Genomic DNA, 11,960 nt, shown 5'->3' on the forward strand with positions numbered 1-11,960 from the left:
GCGCGCTGACCTTTCGGTCGCGCGCTTTTTCATTGCGGGGCGAGTGAGACGAGCGATCAGGAAAACACGCGCTTTGCGTGAATGCCCAGACCCAGCGCCACGCTGGCGAGGCGGTCGCCGAAGACCGGCGTCGCTTTCGGGAAGGCGGCGCACATCGCTCCGGACAGACAACGCAGGCCCGTCGAGCCGCCGGTGAAGTACAGCGCGTCGACATCCTCGGCGCGCAGCCCGGCGAGCGACGCCGTATGCACGGCACCCGCCGTGATGCTGGCGATTTCGTCACTCACGGCTTCCACCAGACCGGCCTCCGAGAAGGCCACGCCCAGATCGCGCTCGATGACCGACAGATCGATGCGCGTTCCGCCGCCAGCGGACACGTCGATCTTGGCCTCTTCCGCAAGACCGACCAGCGCGTGCCCGAGGCGTTGCTCGACCGTGCGCATGAGACGACGGTGATGCGCCGCGTCGGCATACAGATGCGCCGTGAGCGCCAGTTCGCCTACGCGCTTGGGTGTGTAGACGGTGTTGATCAGGTGCCACGTGGCCAGATCGAAGTAAATCCGATTGGGGACTTCCTTGCCGTCCGGGCCGAGGGCCTTGTAACCGAGTTCGCGCAGGATAGTCGCCAGCTCGATGCGGCGGTCGAAGTCCGTACCGGCAATGTGCACGCCGTGGTGCGCGAGCACGTCGTCCTTGCGATCCAGATGACGGGCGCGATCCGGGCCGACACGTACGAGCGAGAAGTCGGACGTACCGCCGCCGATGTCCACGACCAGCACTTGCTGTTCTTCCGTCAGGCGCGATTCGTAATCGAATGCGGCGGCGATCGGTTCGAACTGGAAATGCACGTTCTGGAAGCCGACGTCGCGCGCGCTTTGTTCGAGCGAGCGCTGGGCGGCGGCGTCGGCTTTCGGATCGTCGTCGACGAAGAACACCGGACGCCCCATCACGACCTGACGCAGATCGCCGCCGTCCGCCTTCACCGCATGGGTGCGCAGATGACGCAGGAACGTTGCGATGATGTCGATGTAGCGCATCGCCGAGCCGTTACCGAGGTCGGTGGTGCTTTCGATGAGGGAGGAGCCGAGCAGGCTTTTGAGCGAGCGCATGAGGCGCCCGTCGTAGCCATCGACGTAATCGGCGACGGCCTGACGCCCGAACGAGGCGCGGCCGCCTTCGTCGGCGTTGAAGAACACGGCGGTGGGCAGCGTGCCGTAGCCGGCCTCAAGTTCGACCAGACGCATGGCGCTGCCGCCTTTCACGGCGACGGCAGAATTCGAAGTGCCGAAATCGATGGCGCAGAAACTCATGGCGTTTGCGGCCCGCGCGGGCGAGCCGTAAAAGGTCGGCAGTGTAGCACGGCCGGACGGTCGACCGGATGAACTCGCCTGCACGGCCCGGGAAGTGGGGTTCGCAGTGATCTCATTTGACCGCCGGTTGTGCTGACGGCAACGTGCGAAGACTGCTCACGACCGCCGCCACCGCCGCGAACGCGGCCGCCACGTATAGCGACGCCCGCGTGCCGTAGCCTTGCGGCGCAACGCTGAATACGAGTGCCACGAGCGCCGCGCCGGTCGTCTGTCCGGTCAGCCGCGCGGTGCCCAGCATGCCGCTCGCGCCGCCGCTGCGATGGCTCGGCGCGGACATCAGCATCGCGTAATTATTGGGCGACTGGAACAGCCCGAAGCCGAAACCGCACAGCGCCATGCGCCAGACGATGTGGAACGTGCCCGGCTGATCGGGCAGCAAGCCGAGCGCGAGCAGACCCAGCGCGAACGCCGCCAGCCCGATTGCACCGAGCAGACCCGGCTTGTAGTGCTCCAGCAAGCGTCCCGCCATCGGGGCGACGACCACGATGGTGAGCGGCCACGCCGTCATCAGCAGGCCGGTTTGCACGTGATCGAAGCCGAGCGTGTCCTGAAGGAAGAACGGCAGCGAGACGAACGCGAGCATCTGCGCGCAGAACGACGCCATCGATGTGCAGATCGACAACCCGAAAATCGGAATGCGCAACAGATCGACGGGCAGCAACGGTACAGGCTGATTGCGTTGGCGGCGTACGAAGACCGTCCCGATGACGACGGCCGCCGCGATCTCGACGGCGACGAGCCAGCGCGCCTGACCGTGGCCGAACGAATCGATGCCGGAGATCAGTAGCCCGAACGTCAGCGCGCTCAACAGCGCGCCCGTCCAGTCGAATGGATGCGACGAGCGTGTGCTGTCCGGCAGCGAGCGCACGGCGATGGCAAACGCAACGATACCCAGCGGCACGTTGATCGCAAAGAGCCACGGCCAGTGCGCGATGGACAGCACGCCTGCGGCAATCGTCGGCCCGGCGGCGGAGGAGACAGCCACGATCAGCGAGTTGAGGGCGACACCGCGTCCGAGCCAGCGCGACGGGTAGATCGTCTTCACGAGCGCCGTGTTTACGCTCATGATCCCGGCCGCCCCGAAGCCCTGCGCCACGCGTGCGAGCGTCAGGGTGACGAGCGAGTCGGACAGCGCGCAGGCGAGCGAGGCGACGGTGAAGAGGGCGAGACCGACCGTGTAGACGCGCCGGTAGCTCACGATTTCGCCGAGTGCGGCGAGCGGCAGCAACGAAATGGTGATGGCGAGCTGATACGCGTTGACGATCCAGATCGAGGTGGCGGGGCTGGCGTTCAGATCGCGTGCGATGGTCGGCAGTGCGACGTTGGCGATGGCGCTGTCGAGCACAGACAACGCGATAGCGAGCATGACGGTCGCGACGGCCCAGAGCCGTGCAGGCATGGGCATGCCGTCGGAAAGTGTATTGGACATGAGAGCAGCAGGAGCATCGGTCGCCTGTCCGCCGTCCGTCGCGCGGGGTTGCCGCAACCGCAGAGGGTGATGGACGAGGGGGGCGAAGCGGAAAGTGTCATGCTGCCTGAAATCCCGGGCGGACGGCGGAACGTCGCGCAAAGCCTTGCGGGCAAAGGCGATTATGTCAGCGTCATGTGTTTTATTGTATGAAACTTATATTTCGTCAGATAAAACACAATCGAAGGGCCGCCGTCAGTCGTCTCAAAAAACGTCACGCCTACGCGGAAAACCGAGCGATGCGGATATTGCCAAGCGGGTGATACGTGGCGCCGCTCGCCAGCGACGAAAGGTCTTCGCCAGTTTGGCGTATCGCGTGAACACCGACGGCGGCAATCGTGCTGGCGGGGGAGCGTCCCGGGCAGGCGTGCGCGCCGGTTCCGAAGGTCCATGCCATGCCATCCGGCGTTGCGCTCGGCGGCGCAGACGCCAGCACGGCAAGAATGGCGTCGCCCGGTGCTAGGGCCTGTTCGCAGATGACAGCGGGCGCGTGCAGAAAGCGTCGTGTGTTCTGTACCGGCGGATCGAAACGGATGACGTCGCTGACGGTCTTGATGGCGACGCCGAGGTCTGTCGGATCCGCCGACGCGGAGATGCCGTTCGTACCTCGTGCAAGCCGTCGGACGCTGTTAGCGACGAGACCGGCGCAAGCGTCGTGGGTTTGCGTGAAGAGGCCGACGACGTTCGCCGTAAGGGCGGCGAAGTCGATACTGTCGTTGCCTGCTGCGCGCCGGGCGACCTCTTGCAGCCAGGTGTCCGAGGCGGCGTCGTTGTCGAGCCAGCGAGCGGCGCGCAGACGCAGCGCCGCAGCGGCTCGGTGTCCATGCGCCAGCACGTCGGCGCGCGGCGACGGCTTACCGGCTTCCGCCATCGCCGCGACCAATGCCCGGACATCTTCATGGACTTCGGTCCATTGCGAGGCGGGCACGCCCAGCAATGCTGCGAGACCGTAAATGGGCTGACGAAAGACGAAGTCGTCGAGGCGGGCGGCGGGCGCATCTCCGCGCGCGAGGTAGGCGTCGGCGCAGGCGGCCTGACTGGCGTCGTGCAGACGAACGAGCGTGTCCCGGTCGGCGTGCAGCGTCGCAAGCTGCGCGTTGAGCCAGGGCTTCATCGCCGAATGAGCGGGCCCGTCGTTCATGCGAACGAGCGCCCCGAACCACTCACCCGCAGGGCCGTCCGCCAACGCGGCAGGCACCACTGCTCCCGCCGGACGTACCCCGCAAGCAGGATGCCCCAATACCTCCGTCAACGCTTCCGGTCCGGCAGCGACCCACAGGCCGAGCGATGCGTCGAAGCCAAAGGGGCGCCGCGTGGCCAGCGACGTGTAGTACGGATAAGGATCGGGGTGGGTGACGGCTTCCGTCGCATTCGCGGGAGAGCGGTTGTGCGGCTGCGTGGGCGATGCAAGGGGGGCAAATGACATGGCGAAGCGCCTCTGAAACGTGTCTCGACGGTGTCAAGGATGCGCCATGAGGCGTCTGCCACGTTTCATCCTGTCCTGAACTGTTGAACGCACCGTCGGACCTATACTGCGGACATATTCTTCAATGGAGTCCGGACATGGACACCGCACGCGATGCCGCACCGGGCGTCAGTTCCCTCGCCGCCCTCCTTGCCGACGCCGGCCGCATGACCATGCTTTGGGCGTTGATGGATGGCTCTGCCCGTCCTGCGGGCGAATTGGCATTGGTGGCCGGGTTATCGCCTTCCAGCGCCAGCGGCCATCTCGCCCGCCTCGTCGACGGTGGTGTTCTTGCGCAGGAGGCGCGGGGACGGCATCGGTATTTTCGGATCGCGACGCCGGAAACGGCGGCGGCCATCGAGGCGCTTGCCAGTGCTGTCCTCGCTACGCGGGAGCTTCGGCCGCGTCCGGTGCCGGTTAGCCGTGGAACACCCATCCCCCTTCGTCACGCGCGCACCTGTTACGACCATCTCGCCGGCGAGATCGCCGTCGCCCTGTTCGCGCGGATGCACGACCGTCGATGGATTCGTATCGATGGCAGCGACGTGGCACTCACCGATGCAGGCACCGAGGGACTGTCCGCGCTCGGCGTCGATCTCACTCAGGCGCATGCGCGACGTCGTCGCTTCGCTTGCACCTGCCCGGACTGGAGCGAGCGCAAGCCGCATCTCGGCGGCGCTTTGGGGGCTGCGCTGCTCACCACTTGTCTCGCGGCCAAATGGCTCGAACCGACGCGCGAGGCGCGGGCGCTACGCGTCACGCCATTGGGGGAGCGCAAGCTTTCGGCCATCGCCGTCTGACCGCTCGGCCGACAATCCCCTGATTTCTGTCGCCAAAAAGAAACACCCCGCCAAATTGCGCGGGGTGTTTCTTTTTCAACCGAGCTAATCGCCGGGCATCTTCGCGGATTCAATCGAGAGGCTTCCGACGCCTAGCTCAGTGTGATCGCAACGACCGATCAATTCCCTCGATAAGTCGAGTTCATCAGAGCGGTCGAGCCTTGCACGTGAGCACCTACCGGGGTGCCGTAGGTCTTGAGTACCGGGTACTGGCTATCGGTCTGTGTCAGAGAACCTTGTGCGTCGATCAGTGCTTGCTTCACCTCAGCGCGCGGCACAGCGAGTTGTTCGCTGTACACGCTCGATTGCCAGAAGAAGTTTTCGTTCGGATAACCGTTGCCGCCGGTGCCTGCAAACGCTGCCGGGGCAGCGGCCACAGCGAGGGTTGCGGCGATCATCAGATGAGAAAGAGTGCGGGTCATGATTGTTCTCCTGTCATTGCTTTTTTTTCGGGTGGTCGGCCAGCTCGCTTTCGAGTCCGGCACCGCCTACGCCTCTAAGGTAGGACGACCACGTCGCAGGAGTAACCGCATGCGGCGCAACAATGAATTGCGAAGAATGAATCGCCTCGAAACCCTCGTCGGATAAGGGTTTCAAGACACCCGATATGCATCTGGGATGTCGAGCGAAGACTCTAATGAAGATGTTAATTAAAAGGAGTGCGACAGGATGTCGCAAGGCGTCAGAACTTGTACCCGACGCCCGCGAGGAAGATATCGCTGTCGCGGTCGTAGCCCGTGATGACCCGGTTCCACGAGAGACGTCCGACCCAGTGATCGGCGAACCGGTAGGCGGCGCTCATCGTCAGCAACCCGGCGACGACGTTCTGCGCACCGTCCGCCGCACGGTTCTCTCTGTACTTATTCCATGTGACATAAGGTCCGAAGCCCAGACCGAGGCTGAAGCGGTCGTCGAAGAAGTCGTCCTTGATCCACACCTGCGCCGCCGCGCCCTGACGGTTGCCGATATCGCTGTGTCCTTCGTTGATGAGCGACACCGTGCCGTCGAACCACGGCCCGAAGCCGTGGCGGTATTCGACCGCCTCCGCTGCCGCATTCTGCGAATCGAGGCTGTTCACCACAGACACCCCCGCCAGCACAGACAGCACATCGCCCGTCGGCAATCCCGGCGTGGAACCGCCCGCCAGCGGGCCGGGTGACGACGGCTTCTCCAACTGATAGCCGACGCCGAGCAAATACGTGACGGAATTCACACTCGACGGCGATTGCACGTAGTTGGCACGCGCCTGCACGTACCAGCGGCTTTCGAAGTACCACGTCGCGGCGACGGAGAACATCGCCCCCCAGCCGTGATCGTCTTCGTAGCGGCGTGCGCGACTGCCCTGAACGGTGTCGTAATAGTGGTAGGGGCCGACGCCGACCGCGATATCGAATCGCCGGTCGAAGAGCGGCTGGTGCGCCCAGACCTGCATCGCGAAGCCGTCGCGATGATGATCCGGCACGTGGCCTTCGTTCAGCCACGTGAAGCTGGTCGCGAAATGCTCGCTCAGCGCCTGACGATAATCGAAGCCCCACGCATAGGTGTGCGCGTTATCGTCGTTACGCGCATTCATGCCGCCCGCGAACACGGTGGCTTCCTGTGCCTGCGCAAACGCCGAGGCACCGCAAAGCACGCCGGCTACCGCCACGTGCTGCCATTTCAGAGAGATCTTCGTCATTGGATTCGCCGCAAAGCGGGCGCCGACATGCGCGGAATCGATGCGGCATGCTGTGCCCGTGACAGAAAATCCTAGCAATCGAGACGGGTGTTCCGGGGCTTTGAGTGGGGAAAGTAAGGCAAAAACCGTGTTACGGCGTGTTACGCCGCGCGTTGTGGAAACGCTGGCGAGCGCACAATTTCCGCTGACTTGTGAGGCTGTGCGACAGACGGCATTACCCTGCATGCCGCCTGTTCAAACGGATGACGTCAAAGACGACGTATCAGGCCCGTTCCGCCGCCGCGAGGAAAGCGGGTGCGTCTGCCAGTAATACGGCGAGATCGGCAGCGCCCGACTTCACGACGCGAGCCGTGCGCTCGCGTGTGATGGAATCGGTGCCGACGAGCGCCCGCGGACCGGCCACGCTCAGCGCTGCCAACGGCCGACCGTGAGCGTCGAGCACAGCGGCGGCGCAGGCGTCGATACCCGCTTCGAAGCCGTCCTGACTCCATGCGCAACCCGCCTCGCGGTCGCGGGACAACTGTGCATCTAACGCCGCGTAGGTCCGCGCGCTTTGCGCAGTCGCGGCCGCCAACGGCTCAGGTCCGAGCAAGGCCCGACGGCGCTCGGTGCTCAGATGGGCCAGTAACGACCGGCCCGGCGCCGTCAGATGCGCCGTGACGCGACTGCCTGCGCGGATGTTGCTCACCAGCGGCAGGGCAGGTGTTTCGCACAAGAGGTAGCGCACCTGCGCGCCGTCGAGCACCGTAAGATAGCTCGACAACCCGGTCTCGCTCGTCACGCGCGTGAGTACGCGTCGTGCCGTGGCGAGATGGTCTTCACCTGCGAGGGCGCTGGCCGCGAGCGTCAGAAACCCGAGACCGAGCCGATGTCCGCCGTGCGGCAGCGGCTCCAGCACACCCTCGTATTGCAGCGTTTCCACCAGACGCATGACCGTCACTCGGTTCACGCCGATGCGACGTCCGACGTCGCTGAGGTTCGCCGTCGAGCCGCCGTCCGCCACGTAGCGCAGCAGCTTGAGCGCGCGCATGACCGGCGTCACGAGACCCGTTTGCGCAGGGTCTTGTGCCTCCGTCTCAGAGGTGCCTGCGGCTGGCGCGTTGGCGGACGTTGCTTTCGTCATACGTTCGAATCCCTTCGTCAAAATCGGACAGCGATGCTCGGAAGTCCTGACGGACTCAGGCGGCGAGCGGCACTTGCCAGGCGTCGTATTCGTAGACCCAGTCGGCGTTGCCGCCTTCCTTGAGCCACTGATTACCGCGCGAACCGATCTGCACGCGCGCGGTGCGCTCGCGACGCGCGGCTTCGTATCGTGCCAGTGCATTCGCCAGCGTCGCCGCGTCGGCGTTCGTACCGGCATCCGCGAGGTGGCGAGACAGTACCACAGCGTCTTCGATGGCCATGCCTGCGCCCTGCGCCATGAACGGCATCATCGGATGGCTCGCATCGCCCAGCAGCGACACGCGATCGCGCGACCATTGCGGCAGCGGATCGCGCACGTAGAGCGCCGACTTGAGCACGCTGTCGCATGCGTCGAGCAGGGCGCGCGCTTCGCTGTGATAGTCGGCATACATGGCGCGCAGTTCGTGCACGTCGCCCGGCGCGGTCCACGATTCGAGCGTCCAGCTGTCCTGCGGTGTGGTGGCGAACACGAAGATGTCGCGTCCGAGGTTAAGCGGGAACGTCACGATCTGGCTCGACGGGTTCGGTCCCCACCACTTGGTGAACGCACCGAGATTCGGCACGCCGCTCAACTTCTCTGCGGGGACGACGGCACGGTACGCCACCACGCCGGTGAACTCCGGCGACTCCTGGCCGAACAGGCCGCGGCGCACGACCGAGTGGATGCCGTCGGCACCGATGAGCACGTCGACGTCGTCATGCGTGCCGTCGGCGAACGTCAGGCGAATGCTGCCGGTCTGTCCCGCATCGGGCGCTTCGAACGACACGAGCTTCTTGCCCAGCGCAATGGCGTGTGCAGGGACGGCTTGCTCCAGCGCCTGCAACAGATCGGCGCGATGCATCGTGAGCTGGGGCGCACCGTACTTCGTCTGCGCGGTCTGCGCCATCTCCAGACTCGACGTCGTTTCACCCGAGTCCCACATGCGGCTGATGCGATGGCTCGGCTGCGCGGCCGTCTTGCGAAGTTCGTCACCAACGCCCAGTCCGTCCAGTGCACGCACCGCATTCGGCGTCAGGTTGATGTCCGCACCGACGCGCGCGAACTGCGACGCCTGCTCATATACGCGCACACGAAAACCTGCACGGAGCAATCCGATGGCGGCGGCCAGACCGCCGATGCCGGCACCGTTGATGCCGATGAGGGGGGGTTGCATGGGGCACATCCTTTAACGAGCGTATCGATGAATCGGAAAAAATAAAACGTTCAAATATGAACATGATGTTCAAATATTATTGTTTGATTCGGTCGGCCGCAAGTCTTCCTCGGGTAAATCCCGAGTCAGGGCATTGATGTCGAGCGCCATCGGAACGGGACTTCCGGCAACGCCGACGGGACGTTTGGTGTCAAAGCAGTTGCCTGTGCCAACGGACATTTCCTACTCAACACACGCGCGTTATCACGCCAATTTGCTGTCATCAATTCGTGCATCTCCGCTGCGAGCGACAAGAGTCTCCTGGCCTAAGCTTCGCTCAGTTGGTTTCATAAGTAATCCAACGTTTTACAGGTGGAACGTCGCAAAACGGGCGTATCGGTTGCGGGCTGGCCGTGCCTGGCTGCGCTTTTGGCGGACGTATCCATCGTTCTTGAATCATCGAACGACAGGAGTTCAAAGATGAAGCGGTTTCCGATGGGGCGGATCCTGGGCATGACGACGGTCGCGGCGGCAACGCTGCTGGCGCTCGGCGTGCCGGTCGCAGCACACGCACAGAGCAACGTCACGCTGTACGGCAGCATGGATGCCGGGGTGGCGTTCGTGAACAACCAGGGCGGCAGTGCTAACTGGATTGCACAGCAGGGCGGCTCGCAGCCGGACCGCTGGGGTCTGCGTGGCGTGGAAGATCTGGGCGGCGGCAATCGCGCCATCTTCCTGCTGGAAAACGGCTTCTCGACCCTCACGGGCAACACGATCAAGGCGGGATCGATGTTCAACCGCCAGTCGTGGGTCGGTTTGCAGTCGGACAAGATGGGCACGCTCACCATCGGCCACATGACCACGTTCAACTTCGACTGGCTGGGCCCGTTCAGCACGGCCTATCTGGGCATGAACTGGTACATGTTCCACCCGGGCAACCTCGACGAACTCGCCAACACGTCCGTCGTGCAGGTCGATAACTCGGTGCGCTACGTCACGCCGGATTACATGGGCTTCAAGGCCGGTGCGATGCTCTCGTTCGGCAACAACACGAACTTCGCGAACGGTCGCAAGTGGAGCGTGGCCGCGAACTACACGAACGGCGGCTTCAAGGCCTCGGCCGTCTACTCGAACGAGAACAACCGCACGCCGAACGTTGCGGCGCTCGGCGGGGCCACGTTCCAGGGCCAGCCGGTGGCGACCTATGCGGCATCGAACGTCGAGAACATGGGTGCGGGCGTGTCCTATGGCTTCGGGCCGTGGCTGCTGCACGCGCTCTATACGCGCGTGAAGCTTCAGTCCCCCGGCTACAACGACACCTATCAATCGTTCGACGCCGGTGTGAACTTCGCGACGAGCGTGCCGAACACGATCACGTTCGGCGCGGCCACGACCAATATGTCCGGCAAGCGCTGGACACAGGTCAGCCTTGGTGACGTCTACGCGTTCTCCAAGCGCACGCAGGTCTACGTGAGCGGTGCGTACCAGCACGCAAGTGGCAACGGCGCGGTGACGGCGATCAATACGATCAGCCCGTCGTCGACGTCGAACCAGCTCGTGATCATGTCGAGCGTGCACCACTCGTTCTGACGCTCTCGCGCGCTTTTACCTTTTTCACCCAGTGGTCTCTCTTGATGCGCCGGCCGGCTTTTGCCCGTCGGCGCTTTTTTTGCCCAAAACATCGCGCGCCTCCCCCGGAAAGCCCATGAATTCGGGTTTCCCCTAGTCAAAAAACAATTTTGACTGCGGCCATCACTCCCTATAATTGATCCATAAGTAAATCAACGTTTCGTATATGAAACGTGACGCGAAAGAGAAAGACGGGCTGGCAAGCCGTGCACGCGAACAGTCGCCGCAGGCTGCCCGAGGCAAGTTGAACATCCAGAAACACGGTGGTTTCCCATGCTCAGGTCGATTCAATTGAAGGACGCAAACGTAGCCGAGGCGTATGCCGACGCGCGCCACGCGCAGCCAGCAGCGGCACCGTTGCCGTTCGCTATCGAATATCGCGGCGTCACGCGTCGTTTCAAAAATCGCCAGGGCAAGGGCGAGATGACCGCTGTCTCCGATGTCTCCATCGGTATCAAGGCCGGTGAGTTCGTCTCGCTGATCGGCCCGAGCGGCTGCGGCAAGAGCACGCTGCTCAACATGGGCGCCGGTCTGTACGCCCCCAGCGAAGGGCAGGTGACGCTGGCAGGCAAGCCGGTGCGCGGCCCGTCGCAGCAAGTCGCGTTCATGCTGCAAAAGGATCTGCTCATGCCGTGGCGCTCGATTCAGAAGAACGTCGAACTCGGCATGCAGATTCGTGGCCGCAGCAAGGCCGAGCGCGCCGAAGTCGCGAAGGCGCTGCTCGCGCGCTGCCACCTCAAGGGCTTCGAGAACCACTACCCGCACCAGCTCTCGGGCGGCATGCGTCAACGCGCGGCACTGCCCGCACGCTGGCGGTCGAGCCGGACGTGTTGCTCATGGACGAACCGTTCTCGGCGCTCGATGCGCAAACCAAGATGGTGCTCCAGCAAGACCTCGCGCAGATGCTCGCCAGCGAAGGCAAGACGGCGCTAATGATCACCCACGATCTCGCGGAAGCCATTGCGCTGTCGGACCGTGTGTTCGTGATGAGCGAGCGTCCCGGCACGATCATCGAAGAGATCACCGTCGATCTGCCGCACCGCGACAACCCCATCGAGCGCCGCAAGCAAGCGGGCATGAACGAGTACGTCGCGCATCTGATGGAACTGCTCAAGGTCGGTCGCGACGACCACCTCGGTTGAGCCGCATCGATCCGCATCGATCCGCATCGATGAGAAATGGTTCGCCCCTCGCAC

The 11,960-nt window shown here is 64.0% G+C and carries 11 protein-coding genes; 4 read left to right on the forward strand and 7 right to left on the reverse strand.

Annotated features, from left to right (window positions below; all coding sequences use genetic code 11):
* Positions 1-56 precede the first annotated feature (56 nt).
* From MB84_RS05710 to MB84_RS05720, 3 genes are all read right to left on the reverse strand, one after another.
* Positions 57-1,310: an Hsp70 family protein gene (locus MB84_RS05710; RefSeq protein ID WP_046291076.1), complete on the reverse strand. Its 1,254-nt coding sequence runs from the start codon at positions 1,308-1,310 to the stop codon at positions 57-59.
* A gap of 112 nt (positions 1,311-1,422) precedes the next feature.
* Positions 1,423-2,799, reverse strand: a complete 1,377-nt coding sequence (locus MB84_RS05715; protein WP_046291077.1) for an MFS transporter — start codon at positions 2,797-2,799, stop codon at positions 1,423-1,425.
* A gap of 259 nt (positions 2,800-3,058) precedes the next feature.
* Positions 3,059-4,264, reverse strand: a complete 1,206-nt coding sequence (locus tag MB84_RS05720; RefSeq protein WP_046291078.1) for a cytochrome P450 family protein — start codon at positions 4,262-4,264, stop codon at positions 3,059-3,061.
* A gap of 137 nt (positions 4,265-4,401) precedes the next feature.
* Between MB84_RS05720 and MB84_RS05725 the strand changes: the two genes are divergently transcribed.
* Complete coding sequence (locus MB84_RS05725; RefSeq protein ID WP_046291079.1) at positions 4,402-5,103, forward strand: ArsR/SmtB family transcription factor; 702 nt, start codon at positions 4,402-4,404, stop codon at positions 5,101-5,103.
* Between the two features lie 158 nt (positions 5,104-5,261).
* Here the strand turns inward: MB84_RS05725 and MB84_RS05730 are convergent, their stop codons facing one another.
* The 4 genes from MB84_RS05730 to MB84_RS05745 form a co-directional block, all read right to left on the reverse strand.
* Positions 5,262-5,564 carry a hypothetical protein gene (locus MB84_RS05730; protein ID WP_157122641.1) on the reverse strand — a complete coding sequence of 101 codons (303 nt, stop codon included), beginning with the start codon at positions 5,562-5,564 and terminating at the stop codon, positions 5,262-5,264.
* A 260-nt stretch (positions 5,565-5,824) separates the two neighbouring features.
* Entirely contained in the window at positions 5,825-6,820 is a 996-nt protein-coding gene (locus MB84_RS05735) for a hypothetical protein (RefSeq protein WP_046291081.1), read from the reverse strand.
* Between the two features lie 262 nt (positions 6,821-7,082).
* The gene (locus tag MB84_RS05740; RefSeq protein WP_046291082.1) at positions 7,083-7,943 is read right to left on the reverse strand and encodes an IclR family transcriptional regulator; all 861 of its coding nucleotides are present in this window, start codon (positions 7,941-7,943) and stop codon (positions 7,083-7,085) included.
* 55 nt (positions 7,944-7,998) lie between these two features.
* The gene (locus tag MB84_RS05745) at positions 7,999-9,156 is read right to left on the reverse strand and encodes an FAD-dependent monooxygenase (protein WP_046291083.1); all 1,158 of its coding nucleotides are present in this window, start codon (positions 9,154-9,156) and stop codon (positions 7,999-8,001) included.
* 492 nt (positions 9,157-9,648) lie between these two features.
* Here MB84_RS05745 and MB84_RS05750 point away from each other — a divergent pair, with 492 nt between their 5' ends.
* The 3 genes from MB84_RS05750 (at position 9,649) to MB84_RS30885 (ending at position 11,906) form a co-directional block, all read left to right on the forward strand.
* Positions 9,649-10,725: a porin gene (locus MB84_RS05750; RefSeq protein ID WP_046293451.1), complete on the forward strand. Its 1,077-nt coding sequence runs from the start codon at positions 9,649-9,651 to the stop codon at positions 10,723-10,725.
* Positions 10,726-11,037: 312 nt separating this feature from the next.
* The gene (locus tag MB84_RS30880) at positions 11,038-11,697 is read left to right on the forward strand and encodes an ABC transporter ATP-binding protein (RefSeq protein ID WP_245725488.1); all 660 of its coding nucleotides are present in this window, start codon (positions 11,038-11,040) and stop codon (positions 11,695-11,697) included.
* Complete coding sequence (locus tag MB84_RS30885) at positions 11,640-11,906, forward strand: hypothetical protein (protein WP_245725489.1); 267 nt, start codon at positions 11,640-11,642, stop codon at positions 11,904-11,906. The genes MB84_RS30880 and MB84_RS30885 overlap by 58 nt, the downstream gene beginning before the upstream one ends.
* Positions 11,907-11,960: the final 54 nt, after the last annotated feature.

This window comes from Pandoraea oxalativorans, assembly GCF_000972785.3.
GTDB classification, from domain to species: Bacteria; Pseudomonadota; Gammaproteobacteria; order Burkholderiales; family Burkholderiaceae; genus Pandoraea; species Pandoraea oxalativorans.